This is a genomic window from Sphingobium sp. SA916, assembly GCF_002894065.1.
Lineage (GTDB): Bacteria > Pseudomonadota > Alphaproteobacteria > Sphingomonadales > Sphingomonadaceae > Sphingobium > Sphingobium fuliginis.
The window spans coordinates 64,077-83,120 of record NZ_LXYF01000034.1 but is presented as its reverse complement, the minus strand read 5'-3'; the positions used below and the strand labels follow the sequence as shown (position 1 = coordinate 83,120).

At 66.4% G+C, this 19,044-nt stretch carries 15 protein-coding genes; 3 read left to right on the top strand and 12 right to left on the bottom strand.

Going from position 1 to position 19,044, the window contains the following annotated elements; translation table 11 throughout:
• On the bottom strand, positions 1-567 hold a 567-nt coding region (locus tag A8G00_RS10400; RefSeq protein ID WP_103000601.1), incomplete at its 3' end, for a phage integrase N-terminal SAM-like domain-containing protein.
• 778 nt (positions 568-1,345) lie between these two features.
• Between A8G00_RS10400 and A8G00_RS10395 the strand changes: the two genes are divergently transcribed.
• Positions 1,346-1,957, top strand: a complete 612-nt coding sequence (locus A8G00_RS10395) for a DUF1993 family protein (protein WP_229742491.1) — start codon at positions 1,346-1,348, stop codon at positions 1,955-1,957.
• 60 nt (positions 1,958-2,017) lie between these two features.
• Here the strand turns inward: A8G00_RS10395 and A8G00_RS10390 are convergent, their stop codons facing one another.
• The 8 genes from A8G00_RS10390 to A8G00_RS10355 all read right to left on the bottom strand — a co-directional run bounded on the left by A8G00_RS10390 (position 2,018) and on the right by A8G00_RS10355 (position 15,157).
• Positions 2,018-4,408, bottom strand: a complete 2,391-nt coding sequence (locus A8G00_RS10390) for a membrane-bound PQQ-dependent dehydrogenase, glucose/quinate/shikimate family (protein WP_103000592.1) — start codon at positions 4,406-4,408, stop codon at positions 2,018-2,020.
• Between the two features lie 156 nt (positions 4,409-4,564).
• Positions 4,565-6,511, bottom strand: a complete 1,947-nt coding sequence (locus tag A8G00_RS10385; protein ID WP_044661489.1) for a glycosyltransferase — start codon at positions 6,509-6,511, stop codon at positions 4,565-4,567.
• 7 nt (positions 6,512-6,518) lie between these two features.
• Positions 6,519-7,742: an HlyD family secretion protein gene (locus tag A8G00_RS10380; RefSeq protein WP_238320054.1), complete on the bottom strand. Its 1,224-nt coding sequence runs from the start codon at positions 7,740-7,742 to the stop codon at positions 6,519-6,521.
• A 40-nt stretch (positions 7,743-7,782) separates the two neighbouring features.
• Positions 7,783-8,811 (bottom strand): LacI family DNA-binding transcriptional regulator, encoded by a 1,029-nt coding sequence (locus A8G00_RS10375; protein WP_044661491.1) that lies wholly within the window; start codon positions 8,809-8,811, stop codon positions 7,783-7,785.
• A gap of 308 nt (positions 8,812-9,119) precedes the next feature.
• Entirely contained in the window at positions 9,120-10,412 is a 1,293-nt protein-coding gene (locus A8G00_RS10370; protein WP_103000600.1) for a HAMP domain-containing sensor histidine kinase, read from the bottom strand.
• Positions 10,413-10,683: 271 nt separating this feature from the next.
• Positions 10,684-11,370, bottom strand: coding sequence for a response regulator transcription factor (locus A8G00_RS10365; protein WP_025549336.1), 687 nt, complete (start codon positions 11,368-11,370; stop codon positions 10,684-10,686).
• The gene (locus A8G00_RS10360; protein WP_103000599.1) at positions 11,367-11,810 is read right to left on the bottom strand and encodes a PDZ domain-containing protein; all 444 of its coding nucleotides are present in this window, start codon (positions 11,808-11,810) and stop codon (positions 11,367-11,369) included. Before A8G00_RS10360 ends, A8G00_RS10365 begins: the two co-directional genes overlap by 4 nt.
• Positions 11,811-11,839: 29 nt before the next feature.
• Positions 11,840-15,157 (bottom strand): glycosyltransferase, encoded by a 3,318-nt coding sequence (locus tag A8G00_RS10355; RefSeq protein WP_044661492.1) that lies wholly within the window; start codon positions 15,155-15,157, stop codon positions 11,840-11,842.
• Between the two features lie 308 nt (positions 15,158-15,465).
• On the opposite strand from A8G00_RS10355, the gene A8G00_RS25125 reads away from it, so the two are divergent.
• Both A8G00_RS25125 and A8G00_RS10350 read left to right on the top strand, forming a co-directional pair.
• Positions 15,466-15,633, top strand: coding sequence for a hypothetical protein (locus A8G00_RS25125; RefSeq protein ID WP_165363332.1), 168 nt, complete (start codon positions 15,466-15,468; stop codon positions 15,631-15,633).
• 72 nt (positions 15,634-15,705) lie between these two features.
• A complete protein-coding gene (locus tag A8G00_RS10350; protein ID WP_025549334.1) occupies positions 15,706-16,299 on the top strand; it encodes a nitroreductase family protein in 594 nt (197 codons plus the stop codon).
• A 92-nt stretch (positions 16,300-16,391) separates the two neighbouring features.
• On the opposite strand, the gene A8G00_RS10345 is transcribed toward A8G00_RS10350, so the two are convergent.
• From A8G00_RS10345 to A8G00_RS10335, 3 genes are read right to left on the bottom strand one after another with little or no spacing between them, the layout of a single operon-like run.
• On the bottom strand, positions 16,392-17,126 hold the full coding sequence (locus A8G00_RS10345) for an anti-sigma factor (RefSeq protein ID WP_025549333.1): 735 nt from the start codon (positions 17,124-17,126) through the stop codon (positions 16,392-16,394).
• Positions 17,119-17,649, bottom strand: coding sequence for a sigma-70 family RNA polymerase sigma factor (locus A8G00_RS10340; RefSeq protein WP_084694371.1), 531 nt, complete (start codon positions 17,647-17,649; stop codon positions 17,119-17,121). Before A8G00_RS10340 ends, A8G00_RS10345 begins: the two co-directional genes overlap by 8 nt.
• Position 17,650: 1 nt before the next feature.
• Positions 17,651-18,892 carry a glycosyltransferase family 1 protein gene (locus A8G00_RS10335; protein ID WP_103000591.1) on the bottom strand — a complete coding sequence of 414 codons (1,242 nt, stop codon included), beginning with the start codon at positions 18,890-18,892 and terminating at the stop codon, positions 17,651-17,653.
• Positions 18,893-19,044: the final 152 nt, after the last annotated feature.

The window sequence follows — 19,044 nt, the reverse complement described above, 5'->3', positions numbered from 1 at the left end:
GTGGGCGAGCCGCCAATAGGTCCGCAGGATCCCGAGCAACTGCGTCGAGAGCATGACCGTACGATCCTTGGCGCCCTTGCCATGGTGGACCTGGATCACCATCCGGTCGCTGTCGATGTCCGCGACCTTCAGGCTTGCTGCTTCGGAAGCGCGCAATCCCGCGGCATAGGCGGTCGTCAGTGCGGCGCGCGCCTTCAGCGATGGCACCGCCTCCAGGAATCGCACGACCTCGTCGGCGCTCAGGATCGTCGGCAGCTTGCGCGGCATGCGCGCATAGACGATCCGCTCCGGGATCTCCGCCCGGTCCAGCGTGACGCCGTAGAAGAAACGCAAGGCGCATACGATCTGGTTCAAAGAACCCCAGGAAATGCCCTGCGATACCAGATAGACCTGAAAGGCTCGGACATCTTCCAGCCCGAGCCGGTCCGGGGATCGCCCGAAATAGCGACTGAACTTCGTCACCGCGTGCAGATAGGAACGTTGCGTGGCGGGGGATAGGTTGCGCAAGCTCATGTCGTCGATCATACGACGGCGCAGCGGGCTGACCGTTACTGTGACGTCTGTCATGGGATGAACTCCTGGTGAGGGGTTGGTCTTCAGCAACCAAATCCTCCCACCAGGGGGTCATTCCCGCCAGCCCCAAGGCACCAGTCGAGCGTCAGCGAGTTCGTTCAATCCACTTTGTCAACGCGACCTAGCACTCCCATCGGCAGCGCGTATTTCGGAAATCGACGAGGCACGTGCACTGCGACTGCGCGGGAAGAGCCCTCGCTTTTTCGCCTCAGGCCCAGAGCTTGCAAAATGGATGAAGGACCGAGAGTAATTTTCCGCACGCAGCTCGTTCGGGGGCAAATCAGTGTAGCACATTAGTGAGACAGTCCTGACCACTAAAAGACGTCTATCTGCTAAGTAGCCCCGAGATCTTTAGATATCTTGTTCCCTCAGTTTCAGGACAAAGGTGACGATGACAGCGGAACGGCAGCTGTTCCCGGAACGATATAAAACCCCTTTCCTTAGCGTCCGAAGCCATTCACCGTGAAAGTGGGGGCACTCAAGGGGGCATACTGGATAATGATAGATAAAATAATTCAACAAAATGAAAGACTTGAAGAGAATGTTTGGTTCCCTCCCTCTCCGCCATATTATCCCTCAAGTCGCTGAATTCCGGCAAATCGTTCCGCCTGCTCCCTGTGGGCTAGCTGTGCCCGATAAGGGTTGCTTTCATCGGTTGATACACGCCCGGCGATGGCGGGTGCCTCTTCCAGAGATTCAACCCCGGGCTCCCCATCCGGTGCGATCGATCGTCCACGGGCGCTCCAGTCCTTGTGGGACGCTGCCGGGAAGGATGCGGTTGCCGATCCTGGCCAGATCGGCCATTGCCGGTCCATTCGGTGGCCAGTCAAAAGGTTCAGGATCCATGATGACGCTTTACGACGCCTTCGTACCGGGGTGCCTTCAGATTTTGGAGTCTGTCTCGAGACTGGTTGTGAAAGCGAAGTCCTATTGCGATGCGCAGTCTCTCCCCCCGGAACGGCTGCTTCATGCCAGACTCGCTCCCGACATGTTGGACTTCGCCTATCAGGTGAAAAGCTGTGCAATCCATTCCATCGGCGCGATCCATGGCGTTCAGCGCGGGAATTTCTCGCCTGACATCGCGGCGCCACCGGCCAGTTTCGAGGAATTGAACGCCAGGGTGATGGAAGCGGCCGACGCCCTTGGCGCACTTCAAGTTGCCGATGTGGAAAGCTTGAGCGACAGGCCGATGACATTTACCATCGGTGACAAGCTGCGCTGGGATTTCCTGGGCAAGGATTTCCTGCTCAGCTTCTCCCAGCCCAACTTTTATTTCCATGCCTCCACGGCCTACGACATTCTCCGGACGAACGGCGTTCCCCTGGGGAAGCGGGACTATCTGGGCGCCGTTCGGAAGCTGCCGTCGCCGCCAGCGCCGATCTGATCCGCTGGCGGCATGGCGGGCGGGGCCCCGCCGTGCCCGCGGACGTAGCGAGCCGGGGAACTAAGGCTGTCTGGGCAGAGCATAGGCGATGACATGATCGCCCAGCTTCGTGCCGAGGGAGCCATGCCCGCCTGCAACGACGATCACGAACTGCCGTCCGCTCGCCCTCGACCGATAGGACATCGGCGTCGCCTGTCCCCCGGCCGGAAGACGGGCACGCCACAGCACCTTGCCGGTGCGCGTGTCATAGGCGCGCAGATAATTGTCGATCGCCGCCGCCATGAAGGTGAGCCCCCCTGCCGTCGACATCGGACCGCCCAGCGATGGAACGCCCAGCTTGAACGGGATAGGCAGGAAGGTTTCGTCGCGGATCGTGCCGTTCTTATGTTCCCAGACCTTCCTGCCGGACCGCAGGTCGATGCCCGCGACATAGCCCCATGGCGGCGACTGGCAGGGCAGGCCTGCGAAGGACAGGAAGGGGTTCATGTCGACCGCGAAGGGCGCGCCCGTATTGGGATTGTACCCCTGCTCGTCCGATCCGCGCCGGTCGGAGCCGCCCGCCGGTCCCCGTACGCCATGGTCCTCCATTTCCGCGCGGGGGATGAGCCTGTCCACGAAAGCGATATGGTTGGGATGGGCGAATGCGGCCTGGCGGATCGGGTCTATCGAAATGCCGCCCCAGTCCATCACGCCGAAATTTCCCGGGAACACCAGCGTCCCCCGCAATGAGGGCGGCGTGAAGGGCCCCTTATAGTCGAGCGACTTGAACCGGATGCGGCAATAAAGCTGGTCGAGCATGGTTGCGCCCCACATGTCCCTTTCCCGCGCCGGGGCGGACATCAGGGATATGGCGGAAAAGGGCTGGGTGGGCGACAGGCGGTCGCCCGGCGCTGCGCCGCCCGGGACGGGGCGCTCCTCCACCGGGAACAGGGGCTTGCCGTTCCGGCGGTCGAGGACGAAGAGATTGCCGGTCTTGGTCGACTGCACCAGCGCCGGCACCCGGCCGCGGCCGGGCAGGTCCAGATCGACCAGCGCCGGCTGGGCCGGGACGTCCATGTCCCACAGGTCGTGATGGACCGTCTGGAACACCCAGCGCGGCCTTCCGGTCGCGATGTCCAGCGCCAGGACCGAAGTGGCGAACCGTTCGGTCGTCGCGGGCCGCCTGCCGCCCCATTGGTCGACAGCGCCCATCCCCATCGGCAGGTAGATCAGGCCCAGCGCCTCGTCAGCGGCCGGCGTGCTCCAGCTGTTGGGGGAAGAGGGCGTGTAGTGCCGGCCCGCGCCCAGCGGGGCGGTGCTGTCCGGATTGCCCGGATCGAAATTCCAGACCAGTCGGCCCGTGAGCGCGTCATAGGCACGGATGACGCCCGAGGGCACGTCGGTGGAGATATTGTCGTAAACCGCGCCGCCGGTCACGACCAGGCCATGCGCGACAAGGGGCGCGGACGTCACCTGATACCAGCCGCCATTATAATGAGGTTGCCCCGGGAGCAGGCTGACGGTCCCGGCGCGTCCGAAGCTGCGGCACGGCGCGCCCGTGCGCGGGTCCAGCGCAATCAGGCGGCTGTCGTTCGTGGCGAGGAATATGCGCCGGGGACAGTCGGCGGCGCTCGCACCCGCGCGGGATGAATCCCAATAGGAAAGGCCGCGGCAGGTGAGATGCTGCATGTTCCTTGCCGAAGTCCTGATCAGCGGATCGAACCTCCAGCGCTCCCTGCCCGTCTCCGCGTCGACAGCGATCACCCGATTATGCGGCGTGCAGAGATAGACGGTGTCGTCGACCTTGATCGGGGTCATTTCATAGGTCGTCTCGCCCGGATCGCCCGAGCGCTTGAGATCGCCCGTCCGCAACTGCCACGCCACCTCCAGCTTGCCGACATTGGCGGGCGTGAGCTGAGTCAGGGGCGAGAATTTGTCGCCACGCCAGCTTCGGGCATAGGCTTGCCAGTCATCATCGGGCATTGCGTTCGGCTCCGCCGCGATCGCGCTGCGCGGGCCAGGAAGCGTGCCGTCGAGATTGTGGACGTCGCGCATCAGCGCGGCCAGGCCGAAGATTCCGGCGATCGCCAGCGCCACCGCCAGGGGGCCGGCGTTTCGCACCCATCCCCCAGCCGGCGCAAGGCGCCGCACGGTCCATGGCAGGATCAGCAGCAGGCCGAAGAGGAAGATCAGGTCGCCGCGCGGAACGAGCGGCCACCAGTCCACGCCGATTTCCGCCCAGGCCCAGACCATCGTGGCGAGGACGAGCGCCGCGAACAGATGCAGGGCGGCCGCGCGCCGCTTCCAGAGCAGAAAGGCGCTGGCCAGCATCGTCAATCCCGCGGCCGCATAGAAGGGGCTGCCGCCCAATGAGGCGAGCCAGATGCCGCCGATCAGGTTGGCCGTGCCGACAACGCCTATCAGGACCGCGATGACCTTCAGCAATTTTGCAGTCTGGCGGCCGGACTTCATCGATTTGCCTCCGATGATCTCGCAAGCAAACCGTCGCGCAGCAGCGATGTTCCGTTTCGGGAAGTGAGGAGAGACGCAAAGGAGGACGGGCCTTGCCGGAGGTTCCACCCTTGCTGCCCGCGGGTTCGAATGGCTTTGCCGGAAGCGGTCCTCCGCTCAGTTCAGCGCAAGACCTCTGATCAGGGCCAGGACGCTGCCGAGCGTGGACACGTCCGGCGTGCGCATGCGGTCGCCGGCGAACTGGAAATGCGTGAGCGCCACCTGCTGCTGGGGCGAAAGGAGGATCTTGGCCCCCACGACGCGATCCGTGATGCGCGCGACGATCGCCGGAACCTCGCCAAGCTCCCTGATGGAAATCGTGCCCCTGTCGCCTATGCGCCAGCCGCCTTCATTGGCGAAGGCCACGCCGCTCGACGAAATGTCGAGCAGCCGCACCGGGGTGGCGCTGTCCCCTGTACTGAAAAGCGCCGTTCCGCTGATGGGCGCCCGCTCTTCCGCCCTTCGCGGCGTTTCGACGCAGACGATGATGGCGATGATGCAGACGAGGACGTTGTACATGCTCCAGAACGCCACGATGCCCTTCTGGTCCGAGAAGAAGGTCGGCGCCAGTGGCGAGCCATAGCCGAACAGCATCCCGCCCACGGTCAGCAGAAGCACGACCGCAAAGCGCGACAGCAATTTCCAGTGGATCACCGTCCGGGAACGGTCGCCGCCCTTGTTGGTCACCTTGAACGGCCGTTCCCCGGGGAACAGCAGGGTGTGGCAGGATGCGGCCACGATCTCCGGCGCGACCAGCAACTGGGACGTGTCGGTCAGAAGCGGGAGTATCCGGCCGTTGGAATACCAGCTGATGGCGAAGGCTTCCACCAGGATGCGGGGCAGCAGGAATGTCGCAAGCTCGCCGATCGGCGCATCCATGATGGTGAGGCCCGTCATCCAGTAGAGGATCGGCACCAGCAGGCAGGCGAGGCGGAAGGGAAAGCTGCCCATCCAGTAGAGCAGGGTTTCCAGCAGGCTCATCCTGTCGATCCAGCCCAGGCCCTTGCGCGAGAACAGGCCGTCGGCGCTGCGCATGATCTGCATCGCGCCGATGCACCAGCGGATGCGCTGGGTGCAATATTCGCCGATCCCTTCCGGCGCGAGGCCAAGGCTGAGCTTTTCGTTCAGATAGGCGGTGACGAAGCCATGCTCTTTCATGCGGATCGACAGCAGCATGTCTTCGGTAATGCTGTCGGTCGGGAATCCGCCGATCTTGGCAAGCGCGGCGGTGCGGACGACGGACGACGTCCCGCAGGAAAAGGCGGTGCCCCATCCGTCCTTGGCCGGCAGCAAGGTGTCGAAGAAGAAGCGCTGTTCGTCGGGCAGGTCCAGATGCCCCTTGATCCTGTGTTGCAGCGGATCGGGGTTGAAGAAATGCTGCGGCGTCTGGACCACCCCCACGGTCGGGTCCTGGAACAGGGCCACGCAATGGGACATGAAATTGGGCAGGGCGACGAAATCCGCGTCCAATATGGCGATGAAATCCGGCATCTCGCCACGCGCGGCCAGTGTCGCCAGGCCTGCGTTCATATTGCCGGCCTTGGCATGAGCATTATCCGGCCGCGTCAGCCATTCCACGTCGCGACGGCGGCACAGCGCCTCCACCTCCGGCCGCCGGCCGTCATCCAGCAGGAAGACCTTCGCCGGATAATTCTGGTTGAGGGCGCCGGTAATCGTGCGGTCGAGAATCCCGACATCTTCATTATAGGTGCAGATGAAGATCGCGGCGCTGGGCCTGTTGACATGCAGCCAGCGTATGTTGCCGCTGACGTCCTTCAGTCGGTCGCGCCGCCGCGTCAGCACGACCAGCACCAGCACCCCGCCTAGGGTGGAACAGACCTCCAGCATGAAGAAGCCCACCGAAAGCAGGGCGGAACCGGGCGTGTCCAGGTCGAGCGTGGCGACCATGCGCCATGTCATGTAGATCAGGATCGATCCGATCGCGGCGCCGCTGACGATCAGCCGATGCAGCGGGTTGGCCGGCCTGAGTTTGGGAAAGATCAGCAGGCAGAGGCCAAGGGTGGCGAGGCCCCAGAAATAGGACGGGATCTCGGCGGGGTTCATGGCCGCGTTACAGCACCACCCGGCCCGCCGTGCCGACCGGGCACTGCTTCTTGCCCTTCGCGTCCAGCATGATCCGCGCGCCGATCAGATATTCGCCTGCGGCGGGATTGGGGACATGGCTGGTGACGCGGAGCTGGGACGGATCGCTGACCCCCATGTTGACGACGGTTCCCGGCCAGCGATCGCCGTTCGAAAAGGCGATGAACGTCACGGGCGAACCGATGGTGAGCCTGCTATAGGCGCTGCGGCCCACGGTGAAATAGGCGAAGAAGGACGAACAGTCGGCCAGCATGTAGATCGGATCGCCTTCACGCAGCGACTCCCCGGGGGCGGCGACCTTCGCCCAGACCCGGCCGTCGATGCTCGCCTGCAACGGAAGCTGCAGCCGCCGCATGGCGCCGGCCTTGCCATCGCCGCTCAGCTTTTGCGCCTTGGCCAGCGCTGCGGTCAAGTTCTCCCTCTCGCCCCGCAATTCGCTCAACGCCAGATTGAGATCGCTCAGCCGCTGGGTCGAATATTGGACATTGCTGTAGCCGTTGTTGAGGAACAGCCCTTGGCCCGCGGCATGCGCCTCGATCAGGTTCGTGCGTCGGCGTGCCATCGCCGCATTCCTGTCCGCCAGGGCGGCGCGCTGATCCTGTTCCGCCTTCTCAAGTCCGGCTGCGCTGATGAAGCCGCGGCCGGCGAGGGCGCGGGTGCGGTCCAACTGTTTCTGCGCAAAGGCCAACCGAGCCTGCGCGGCCGACAGTTGGGCGGAGCTTTCGTCCGCGACGGCATCCATCTGCACCAGCTTTTCAGATCGGTAGACGCCCGATTCGCGGCGGATATGGTCGGCGTCAGCCCTGAGGGCTGCCATCCGGCCGTCGATACTGGCCAGTTTCGCCTTGAGCTGGTCCACATCTTCCGATCCGGCACGGACGGCCGCCGACAGGCCCACCGGCGCGGCGAAGCTCCCCAGCAATTGGTTCCGCGTCACGCGGTCGCCGACGTTCGCGCCCAGCCGGTCGACTTCGCCGGAGATCGGCGCCCTGACCAGGCCCATGTCCGCCACCAAAGTGGTATTGTAACCCGCCGTGAAGATAAAGCTGCGCACCAGCACTGCGACGGCCATGACCAGCAGAAGGCCGCCGACCAGCATTCGCCGCGGTAGGTGGAACCATTGCCGCCCGTCGCCCTCGGCCAGCCGCAATTCCTTTGCACCATCGGATGGAAATTTGGCTTCTACGCTCATTTCGTCCCCAATCTGATGGACGAATCATACATGGACATGGTTAAGAAAGGTTGGAGGCGCCGCCTGCCGGCTTCATGCCCCGGCCCGGCGCCGGGCCGGAACTATCGCGCTGCACCAGCCTGAAGGTGAAGTGCGGCGCGTCGGCGGAGCCGCCCGCGAGCGCGTCGATCACGGCGCTGCCCATCGCCTCCAGCGGCTGGCTGACGGTGGTGAGGGGCGGCCAGGCCGTGAGGCCGGCGGGCGTGTCGTCGAAACCGACAACAGACAGGTCCTCCGGCACGCGCAGCTTCAGCCGGTGCGCGACGGTCAGCGTGCCCAGCGCCATGTCGTCATTGGTCGCGAAGATCGCGGTGGGGCGCTCGCCTCGGGACAGCAGATGCTCGCCAGCCTTTATGCCTGATTCGAAATCGAAGGCGCCTTCGACGAACAGGGACTCCTCCAGCGGCAGGTTCGCCGCGGCCATGCCGTCGCGAAAGCCCTCGACGCGCTGCATCGCCGCCTTGTGGCTGGCGGGTGGGGTGATCACGCCGATGCGGCGATGGCCGAGGCCGATCAGATGATCCGCGATCATCCGGCCGGCCGCACGCTCCGGCGTGGGGATGTTGAAGCTTTCCGCCATCACCGATCCGGCGATGCGGGCGCAGGGCAGCTTCAGTTCGGACAGCCGCTGGAGCAATTGCGCGTCGTCCGACAGGGGCGGTACCAGGAAGACGCCATCGGGCCGCAATGCCGCGACCAGGCGGTCGAGAATGGCGAACCGTTCTTCCCCTGTCAGCGGCATCGGCTCCACCACCAGATGATAGCCCAGGTCCCGGCACCGGTTCGCCGCACCCGACTGGATGCCGCCATTATAGGAGGGCGCGGGATTGTTGTAGAGGAAGGCGATCATGAAGGATCGCCCGCCCGCCAGCCGCCGCGCGGACTGGTTGGGCCGGTATCCAAGCTGGCGGATCGCCGCCGTCACCCTTTCGCGCAGCTCCTCGCTGACATTGGGCGCCTGGTTGACCACCCGGGAGACGGTCTTGATCGATACGCGGGCCAGTGCCGCAACGTCGTGGATGCTGGGCATCAGCGGGGCTGAGCGAAAGAAAGGACGGTCATGCACCGGTCTTGCCATGGAAGGCCGATGGAGGAAACAACGTTTACCCGGATAACGGCACCGCCAGACGCCGATATTCATGCCGGAATCGTAAATATGGTACGTAAATCAGGGAAAATGGTCGCGGGGAGCCGTGAAAATTGTCCTTGATCCGGCATCGGTAACGGTCTAGAGCGGAAAGACAACGTTGTCATACTCTCCAAGCAAGGCAACGGCTGTCATCCCGGGCGGCGGTCGGATGAACTGCACGCTTCAGGCCGTTGCCCGGGATGCGCTTTTCACGGTCGGCGCAGGGTCAGCAGGACTTTCAGGCCGGGACCGTTATCCGCCAGCGTCACCATGCCATGATGCAGCCGCGCCACCGCTTCCACCAGGGACAGGCCCAGCCCCGATCCCGGCTTGCCGCGCGCCGGGTCGAGCCGGCCGAAGCGCTTCAAGGCTGCGGGACGGCTCTCCGCCGGGATGCCCGGGCCATTGTCCGCCACGGCGATGAGAAGGTCGCCACCCTCGAGCGCCGCACTCAGTTCGATGCGGTCGCCGCTTTCCGCATAATAGAGCGCGTTTTCGATGAGATTGGCGAGCGACTGGCTCACCAGTTCGCGATGGAGCGGAAAGGTCAGCGCGTCAGGCGCGGAAATGGCCAGCGCAAAGCCGCTATCCTCCACCAGCGGGCCGTAGATTTCGCCCACGTCGCGCAGCAATTCCGCAACATGGGTGTCGCGCCGCTGGTCGCCCCCGAAGCCCGCCTCGGTCCGGCTGATGAGCAGCGCCGTGGTCAACATGGAACGCAGCGTCTGCGCTTCATGATGCACCTTTTCCAAGGCATCGAGCGCGGTGTCGTCCCGCGTCTGGGCGCTGGCCTGCTCGACCACGGAGATCAGCCGCGTCACCGGGGATTTAAGGTCGTGGGCAAGGCCGTCTGTCATCATGCGAAGCTGCGTCACCAGCGCGTCGATCCGTTCCAGCATGGCGTTGATCGACTGGCCGAGCCGGTCGAAGGCGTCGCCGCTGCCATCGGTCGGCACCCGCCGGTCCAGCGCGCCCACGGCGACGTCGTTGGCGGTTTCCGCTATGTCGGAAACCTGCCGCGCCAATATGCGGCCCAGCATGATCGCGATGCCCAGCGCCAGCACCAGGCTCATGACGAAGGCGACGGTCAGCGCCTCCTCATAGATGCGGGTAAGTTGCAGGCTGTTGGAAACGACCATGCCGGTCAGCAATTGCCCGCCGCCGCGCAGCTTCACGGGAATGACGCCCATCGGTTCCGGCGCGTCGCGGCCGATGCGGTAGAGCGACATGATCTGCCAGCGCCCGTCTGCCGCCAGCCCGGCGGGCCACGCGCCCAGATTGCCGCTGACGGGCCGTCCCGCCCTGTCGGTCAGCAGCAGCACGGCGCGCTCCCCCTCTATGGCGCGGAAACGCCGGGCGATCTCTGACCGCAGGGCCGCCGTCCCGCCGCTGCGATGGAGCGCGAGCAGGTCGTCGCGGGCATCCTCCACCGCCTGCCGGTCGGCGGCCACGACGGTGCGCTGGCTCGCCTGCTGCACGAACAGCAGCACGCCGCCGGTCACCAGGAACTGGCAGAGGAAGGCCAGCCCGACGAAGCGCCCGATGGTCGAACGGGCAAAGCCGAACCAGCGGCGGGAGGGGAGGGTCTTAGGATGGCCGGAAGCGGTCATGGACGCCGTCCCGCACGCCCTGGAGCCAATCGGCATTCAGCCCTGACGGCCTGCAAATGACGCTTTTCCGTGCTTCCGGTGCTCACATACCATGAGTAGGCTGCGCTCCGGGCCACGGAAAACCACCATTTACGGCTCGTCATCATCTGAATGTCGATCGGCTCTAACTCTCCGGTCCCAGCCGATAGCCCATGCCGCGCACCGTATGCAGCAAGGGCTTGTCCCCGCCTTCGTCCAGCTTGCGGCGCAGGCGGCTGACATGCACGTCGATGACGTTGGTGCCCGGATCGAAATGATAGTCCCAGACGCCCTCCAGCAGCATGGTCCGCGTCACCACCTGATCGGGATGGCGCAGGAAATATTCCAGCAGGCGGAACTCGCGCGGTTGCAGGTCGATGGTGCGCGATCCGCGCTTCACCCGGCGGGAAAGCAGGTCCATCTCCAGGTCCCCGTGCCGCAAATGGGTGACGACCGCGCTGCCGCCGCCGCCCCGGCGCAGCAGCAACTGGACGCGGGCCATCAGCTCGGCAAAGGCGAAGGGCTTCACCAGATAATCGTCCGCCCCGCTGGTCAGTCCTTCCACCCGGTCCTCCGGCGTGCCGAGGGCGGAAAGGATGATGACCGGCGTCTCGATCGCCGCCGCGCGCAGGGCCTTCAGCATCGCCATGCCGTCCATCGCCGGCATCATCCGGTCGAGGATGATCGCGCCATAGCTGCCGTCGCTCGCCAGGAACAGGCCGTCGCGGCCATTGTCCGCCCGGTCGACGGTGAAGCCCGCCTCGCCCATGCCCTTGGCCACATAGGCGGCGGTCGCCGCGTCGTCCTCCACCACCAATATCTTGTGGCTCATCTTTCCCCTTCCGGCCGGTCCAGCATCACCACGCGCATATGGTCCGCATGTTTCAGCCCCAGCATGATCCTCGGCTGGGGATGGTGTAGCAGATAGGCGCCGGCCTGATCCAGCGAGCGGATCGGCATGCCGTCCAGGCTGACGACGCCGTCCCCGACGCGGATGCCCAGGCGCGCCGCCTGGCCGTCGGTTTCCATGCTGGTGACGACCACGCCCGATCCCGCCGGCATGCCGTTGCTGAGGGTGATGCCGGGCAGGGCCCGGGCCTGCGCGGCCGCCACCTCCATCCGGTCGTCGCCGGCATGGCGCACGTGCAGGAAAAAGGCGCCGCTCATGACCAGCGCGCAAAGCGCCAGCGCCGCCAGAAGGACGCCCGATGCCGCGTGGCTCAGCCTCTGCCTGTCCATGCACCCGCTTTCATGGGCGGAAGGATGATCCATGGGCGCCGCCATGTCATGTTAAGCTTTGTTCATGCCGGGGCCGCGCCTTCGTGGACGGCGACGCGTCCCGTCCGCTCCAGCTTGCCCCAGCCGACGACCCAGCCGCCAATGGCCGATGCGATGGCGCGCACCACGACCCAATACATGATCTGGCGATAGACGAAGCGCTGCGCCACCAGCAGATGCGGCGGATAGCGCATGTCCCGGTTGTCGAGCGCATAGGCGGCCCAGCCGCAGAGGATGTCGACGCCGGTGAAGGCCAGCCAGTATAGCGCCATGGTCCACACATCGTTGCTGGTCTGCGCCCAGCCATGCTGGTTCACCCGGACGATGGTGCCCAGGATCGAGGTGACGAGCGCCAGGTCGATCAGCGGGGAGATGGCGGCGAACAGGATCTGGAACAGCCAGGCCTGCGGCAACCCGACCAATGCCAGCCCCGTCGGCCGCCGTTCGCGCAGGATGCGGCCATGTTTCCACAGGCATTGCAGCGTGCCGAAGGCCCAGCGGTAGCGCTGCCGGGCGAGCGCCCGGAAGCTTTCGGGCGCTTCGGTCCAGGCGACGGCTTCGGGATCGTAGGTGACGCGCCAGCCTGCCCGCTGGATCGCGATGGTGAGGTCCTGATCCTCCGCCAGCGTATCTTCGGGATAGCCGCCCACCGCGTCCAGCGCGGCGCGGCGCCACGCGCCGACCGCGCCGGGCACCACGGTCATGGCATCGAAGCCGGCGAGCGCCCGCCGCTCCAGATTCTGCGCGGTGATATATTCGACTGCCTGCCAGCGAGTGACGAGGTTCACGCGATTGCCTACCCGCGCATCCCCCGCCACCGCGCCGAGCGCGGGATCGGCGAACCAGCGGGCGAGGCGGCGGATCGTCTGCGGCTCGAACTGGGTGTCGGCGTCGAGCGCGATGACGACTTCCCCCGTCGCATCGCGCAGCGCCCGGTTCAGCGCCGCCGCCTTGCCGCCATTCCGAAGCGTCAGCAGCGTCACGCGCGGATCGTCGGCAAAGGCCCGCGCCACGATGGCGCTGGTCGCGTCCTTAGACCCATCATCCGCGACGATCAGTTGCAGGCCCGGATAGTCGCTGGCCAGCACGCGGCGCACCGAAGCCTCGATCACGCGGGCTTCGTTATAGGCGGGGATGATGACCGACACGCTGGGCCGATAGTCCGGCGGTGTAGGGCGTCCCCGCCGCGCCTGGAACCAGGCGAGCAGCGTCATCAGCACCGCCCGCGCCAGCCCCAGCGCAATCGCGACATAGAATATCCAGCCGAGCAGCGCCGAAAGCGTCGCCAGCGCCACGAAGGCGGCGACGTCGACGCGCACCGCCAGCAGGTCGCCGGCCTTGACCGGCGGCATGGCGGCCTGCTGCGGCAGCCCGGCAAGCTGCGACACCGGCACGAAGCGATAGCCCTCCGCCCTCAGTCCAGCGATGATGCGGGGCAGCGCCGCCACGGTCTGCGACCGGTCGCCCCCGCCATCGTGCAGCAGGATGATGTTGCCGGAGCGCTCGGTGCTGGCCGCATGCACCTGATCGATCACCTGCCGCACTATGGCGTCGGTGCCCGGCTGCTGCCAGTCATTGGGATCGACGTGCAGGCCGACCACCGTATAGCCCAGCTTCTGCGCCGCCAGCGCGGGGCCCAGCTCGTCCGCCGTGGTCGGCTCCGCATCCCCGAAATAGGGCGCGCGGAACAGCCGCATGCTGCGCCCGGTATAGGCCTGCACCAGCCGCTGCGTGGCGTTGAGCTGCAACCGCGTCGGCTCCTCCGACCAGGTGGCGAGGTTGGGATGGTCGTAGGTGTGATTGCCGATCTCGTCCCCGTCAGCGACGATTCGTTGCAGCAGCCCCGGATGCTCCAGCGCATTTTCCCCGATCACGAAGAAGGTCGCCGGCGTTCGGGTCCGTTCCAGCACCTTCAATATCTTCGGCGTCCATTCCGCATCCGGCCCATCGTCGAAGGTCAGGGCCAGCATCTTGCGGTTCTGCCCGCCGGTGCGCTCCACCTGATAGGGGGTGGGCAGCGCGCCATAGCTTTCCTGTTCAATCGTTCCCAGCGGCCCGAAGGCGACGGCGCGATGGCCCTGCGTCGGCGTGGCGGTGATGCGCAGGATCTCGCCCGACCCCTCGACATCGGTGTTGAGCGTGCTCGCCACGGTGCCGAGCCTGGGCCGGCCGCCGGTGCGCCAGGCGGTCAGATCCGCCCAGATGCCCGGGTCCTCGCTGCCCAGCCGCCACAGCGCGACGCTCTGGACGCCCAGGCGCTTCAGCACCAGCAGCTCGTTCCAGCTCGCGGCGGCATCCAGCATCCAGACCTGATGCCGCTGCCCCGCCTCGTCATAGGCGAAGCCCGCATTGCCGCTCGCCGCGTCGTAGAGCGGGCGCGCGGCGCTGTCATGCGCGGCGAGCCAGGCTTCATCGAGCGACAGCGCGTCGGCGGTCCCGCCATGCCAGTCATAGGCATAGCTGCCGAGCGCGACGATGATATGGTCCGCGCCGATGGCGCGCAGCGCGACCTCCGCCTGCCGCGCGAACCAGTCCTGGGCGGCGATGGGACCGGGCTGGCCGCCCTGCCAATGCTGGTCGTAATCCATCAGGATCACCCGGTCCGCCACGGCGGCGAAGCGGGCCAGCGGCCAGCCCTGTTCCCCGGCGGGAACGGTGAGCGCGATCTTCGCGCCGTGCGGCAGGGTGGCGCGCAATATGCGGAGGAAGCGAAGATAGCCGGGCATGGCGCTGTCCGGCAGGGATTCCAGGTCCATGACCAGCCCCGCCTCATGGCGGCGGGCGACATAGCCGCTCAGCTGCCGGGCAAGCGCCAGCGCCGCTGCGGGATCGCGCAACAGCCGCGCCGCGCCCGCGCCGTCCCAGCTTTCGCTGCCGATATTCTGCACCATGGGCAGCACCCTGGGTGGACGGGGCATGGCGGCGATCATGCGGTCGAACGCCGCGTCCGTCGCGACATGGATCGGCTTGCCGGGACCGGGCGCGGTGATCAAGGCCGGCACCACCCAGTCGAGCTGTCCGACATGGCGGCGCAGGGAGGCGATGCTGCTTTCATCGCCCGGCATATAGAAACCGACGTTCAGCGGACGGGCCTGCACGCGATGCTTGCCCCAATGCGGCAGCCATTTGGCGATGTCGCGCCGCAGCGAGGAGATGCCCGACAGGCGGGCCGCATGCGGCTGGGGCAGGGGCAGGGCGAGGTCGCCTTCCGACGGCACGGCGACCAATGTGGTGGCGAAGGCGATGGCGGCGAGCAGGATCAACAGCAGCGCGCCCGCCAGCAGGCGCCGCGCCCAAAGTCCCCTGCGGCCGGTGGGATCGAAGAATATGGGTCTGGTCATCGTTCGCGCTGTCGCCCTGTTTCGGGCCAGCCTTTACGCGCCCGGCCTTGCCGGGCCGATGGGCCATGCATGAACTATTGGTCATGATTGAACGGGCTGAACGAGGTCGCCCCGTCGCGCTGCCTATCGCGCTGCCTTCCACGCTGCTCCTGCCAGGTCCGTCATCCCGCCTTCCCGGGAAGCAGGGCGGCAAACAGGCTTCCCCCTCGGTCAAGCTTTTCTACCCCGCCGATCAGCAAAGCTTGAAAGACAAATCTCTACCGGCAAACTAGATAACGGCCCGTCTCGATTCGGCAGGGAGAGGACATATGGAGTGGCGATCGGCGATCGGCCGGCACTGGGGTCGCTGGAGCGACGCCGTGAAACGCGAATTGCTGCGGGAGCCGGATCGTATCCTCATCGACCGTGGGCCTGAAGCGGTCGCGCCGCCCGCGGAACAGGCCGAACGGCTGGAACGCTCGCTCGAACTGCGGTGAACATGCCGGGCGGGGCTTGCCCTTTCCGTCCCTGCCTCCAATATTCCGGCCGCTTCTTGTTCTGGAGATCATATGTCAGCCACCGCCCGCGTCGCCACCCGTGCCGTCGAACCGCTTTTCCTCGACCGCTGGTCACCGCGCGCCTTCGATTCCTCCCTCATCCCGCAGGAGGATCTGGACACGATCTTCGAAGGCGCGCGCTGGGCGCCCTCCGCCTTCAACTATCAGCCCTGGCGCCTGCTGTACGCCACGCGGGACAGCGCCAATTGGAGCCGCTTCCTGGGCGTGCTGCTGCCCTTCAACCAGAGCTGGGTGCAAAATGCATCGGTGCTGCTCTACATCCTGTCGGACACGCTGATCGCCGCGCCCGGATCGGAAGATTTCAAGCCGTCGCACAGCCACAGCTTCGATGCCGGCGCGGCCTGGGCGCTGCTGGCGTTGCAGGCGACGCGGCTGGGCTATCATGCCCATGCGATGTCGGGCGTGGATTTCGACAAGGCGCGCGTGGAACTGGGCGTGCCCGACCGTTTCCGCATCGAGGCCGCCGTCGCCATCGGCCGCATCGCGGACAAGTCCATCCTGTCCGAATCGCTCCAGGCGCGCGAGGTGCCGAGCGGCCGCAAGGATATTTCGGAATTCGTCACGGCTGGCAATTTCCCGGCTTGAGGCGGGAAGGGAACGGCCTTCGCCTGTTCCGTCATGCTGAAACAGCTTGGGCATGACGGTTCCCGAATGACGCCCGCCGGTCCGCCCCGAATTCAGGTCCGCGCCAGCGCCTCCGCCGTGGCGTCCATCGTTCCCGGCTCCTGGTCGCCGGTCAGGGCATAGGACATGTCGCCGCGCCGCCAATAGGCCACGGATTGTTCCCCTTCGCGCACCGCGTCGGGATGTTCGGGCGCGGCGGTCTTCTCATGCACGGCGAAGATCGTCATCCGGTGACCCGTATCGGTGCGCACCGCCATCAGCAGCGCGGGGGCCTTGTCGGTCGGGAAGAGCTGGACGTCGGTCACATGCCAGTCGTCGGGCAGTTGCGGCATGGCGATGCGGGTGTTGAGCGCGACTTCCCGCGCATCGAAGCGGGGCGCCTCGATCTGCGAATTCATGTCGGCGCGCAGCATCGCGATCCGGTGCGAGGCGACCGCGTAGCTGACATAGGCGGGCGGCCGCTCGAACCCCACCATCCAGACCGCCAGCGCCGCCGCCAGTCCCGATGTCGCCAACCCCGCCGGCATCAACCGGCGCCAGCGGCTTTTCTGCGGTTGCGCCAATCGTTCGGCCCTGTCGGCCAGCCCGGCGGGCACTGGCCGCCGGTCCTGCGTCAGCATGCGGAGCGCGCTGCGGACGCTGAGGTCGCCCATGACGCGGGCGGCCAGCTCGGGCTGGCGCGAAAGGCGGGTTTCGACGACGAAACGCCGCTCCACATCCAGCTCGCCGTCAATATAGGCGTCAATCTCCAGATCGGTAATTTCCGGATCGGTCGGACGATCAGTCATCGCTTCCTCCTATCAGCCGGAGGCCCATCGCCCCCTGCTGCCCCTGTTCCCGCTCCCTCAATGCAGCCCGCGCCCGCGCCAGCCGCGACATCACCGTCCCCACCGGCACCCCCAAAGTCTCCGCCGCCTGCTGGTAGCTGAGGCCCTCTATCGCCGTCAGGTGCAGCACGGCGCGATGATGCTCCGGCAAGGCCGCGAATTGCCGCGCGATCTGGACCAGCCGGGCATGTTCCTCCTGCCCCGGCTCCAGCCGGTCGACCAGCGTTTCGGCAAAGCGGCCGTTGCGCCGCGCCTCCGACGCCTCGCGCCGCTTGGCGGAGAAGAAGACATTGTGGACGATCGCCAGCAGCCAGCGGCGGCGGTCGCGGTTGGGCTGGAACGTCTCCTGCCGCTCTATGGCGCGGACGATCGCGTCCTGCACGACATCGTCGGCGTCCTGCTCGTCGCGGGTCAGCGACCGGGCATAGCGCCGCATCGCGACCAGATCGTCCCTGATGCCGGAACCCTCGTCCATCATCGCCATGTCATGCCGCCTGCGCGGCGGGCGTGGCAAGCGGGATGTGCAGCGCCTCGGCATAGCTGCGCGCCACATCCTCCAGCACATCGTCCCAGGCGAAGCGCGCCGCCGCCTCCGCCGCCGCAGCGCCCAGCGCGGCGCGGCGGGCGGGCTGGCGGATCAACCCCGCCACCGCCGCCGCATAGGCCCCGACATCCTTGGGCGGCACCAGCAGGCCGGTGCGCCCGTCAGCGATCAGGGCCGACGCGCTGGGCACATTGGCGGAGACGATGGCGAGGCCCGATGCCATCGCCTCCAGATTGACATTGCCGAACGCCTCCGTGACGGAGGGGTTGATGAGGATGTCGGCGCTGGCGACGGCGCGGCCCAGCATTTCTCCCGACAAATGGCCCATGAAGGTGGCGTTGGGCAGCCGCTCGGCCAGCCAGTTCCGCGCCGGTCCTTCGCCCACGATCAGCGGGCGGACGGCCAGGCCCTGGGCGCGGACGGCGCCGACGGTCTCGGCAAAGACGCGCAGCCCCTTTTCCAGCACCAGCCGGCCGAAGAACAGCGGCACCATATCCGCCGCATCATAGCCAAGCCCGGACCGGAAGGCCGGATCGCGCAGCGCCGGACGGAAGCAGGCGGGGTCGATGCCGCGCCCCCAAATGGCGATCCGCCCTCCGCCAAGCCGCTCCGCCATATCCCGCGCTATGGGCAGGGTAGGGCAGAGGATGCGGTCGCAATCGCCATAGAAGCGGTCGAGATAGCGCTCCACCGGTCCGCGGAGGAAGGACAGGCGATAATAGTCGAGATAGGTTTCGAAGCGGGTGTGCAGGCTGGCGACTACCGGAATGCCCAGCGCCCGGGCATGATTCTGCGCCTGCCGCCCCAGCAGGTCCGGGGCGGAGAGGTGGACGATGTCGGGCGCGAAATCCTCGAAATCCTGACGGGCGGCGCGGGTGAAGCCCAGGGCGATGCGATATTCCGGGCGGCCGGGAATGCTGATCGATCGGACGGAGCGCACCTCGCCCACCGACGCGAACGCCTTGCGCGGCGCGGTGGGCGAATAGATCCGCACCTCCGCCCGCACGCGATGCAGCAGATAGGCGACCAGCCGGTTGAGCGCCTGGTTGGCGCCGTCGCGCACGCAATCATAATTGCCGGAAAACAGCGCGACCCGCAGCGGACGGCCCAACGCCGCCGACAGCGCAAGGCGGGATTGAGAAAGGCGCATAGGGTCGGCACGAAGGTCGGCGGCATGGTTCATGCCCGGTATACGCGGGGGGAGGGTGGTCTATTCCCTCCGTTTACAGCAGGCGGGCCGGCGCTAGATTGAAGAGGTGATTCCACACCGCCACCATTCGTCATGCTGAACTTGTTTCAGCATCCATTTATCCCCACGAACCGCGGTCTCGGAAG

Bases quoted from the DNA above. Each gene is read 5' to 3' on its own strand.
- A8G00_RS10395 (WP_229742491.1), top strand. From the start codon at position 1,346: ATGCGGTTGCCGATCCTGGCCAGATCGGCCATTGCCGGTCCATTCGGT.
- A8G00_RS10390 (WP_103000592.1), bottom strand. From the start codon at position 4,408: ATGAAGTCCGGCCGCCAGACTGCAAAATTGCTGAAGGTCATCGCGGTC.
- A8G00_RS10385 (WP_044661489.1), bottom strand. From the start codon at position 6,511: ATGAACCCCGCCGAGATCCCGTCCTATTTCTGGGGCCTCGCCACCCTT.
- A8G00_RS10380 (WP_238320054.1), bottom strand. From the start codon at position 7,742: ATGAGCGTAGAAGCCAAATTTCCATCCGATGGTGCAAAGGAATTGCGG.
- A8G00_RS10375 (WP_044661491.1), bottom strand. From the start codon at position 8,811: ATGCCCAGCATCCACGACGTTGCGGCACTGGCCCGCGTATCGATCAAG.
- A8G00_RS10365 (WP_025549336.1), bottom strand. From the start codon at position 11,370: ATGAGCCACAAGATATTGGTGGTGGAGGACGACGCGGCGACCGCCGCC.
- A8G00_RS10360 (WP_103000599.1), bottom strand. From the start codon at position 11,810: ATGGATCATCCTTCCGCCCATGAAAGCGGGTGCATGGACAGGCAGAGG.
- A8G00_RS10355 (WP_044661492.1), bottom strand. From the start codon at position 15,157: ATGACCAGACCCATATTCTTCGATCCCACCGGCCGCAGGGGACTTTGG.
- A8G00_RS25125 (WP_165363332.1), top strand. From the start codon at position 15,466: ATGGAGTGGCGATCGGCGATCGGCCGGCACTGGGGTCGCTGGAGCGAC.
- A8G00_RS10350 (WP_025549334.1), top strand. From the start codon at position 15,706: ATGTCAGCCACCGCCCGCGTCGCCACCCGTGCCGTCGAACCGCTTTTC.
- A8G00_RS10345 (WP_025549333.1), bottom strand. From the start codon at position 17,126: ATGACTGATCGTCCGACCGATCCGGAAATTACCGATCTGGAGATTGAC.
- A8G00_RS10340 (WP_084694371.1), bottom strand. From the start codon at position 17,649: ATGGCGATGATGGACGAGGGTTCCGGCATCAGGGACGATCTGGTCGCG.
- A8G00_RS10335 (WP_103000591.1), bottom strand. From the start codon at position 18,892: ATGAACCATGCCGCCGACCTTCGTGCCGACCCTATGCGCCTTTCTCAA.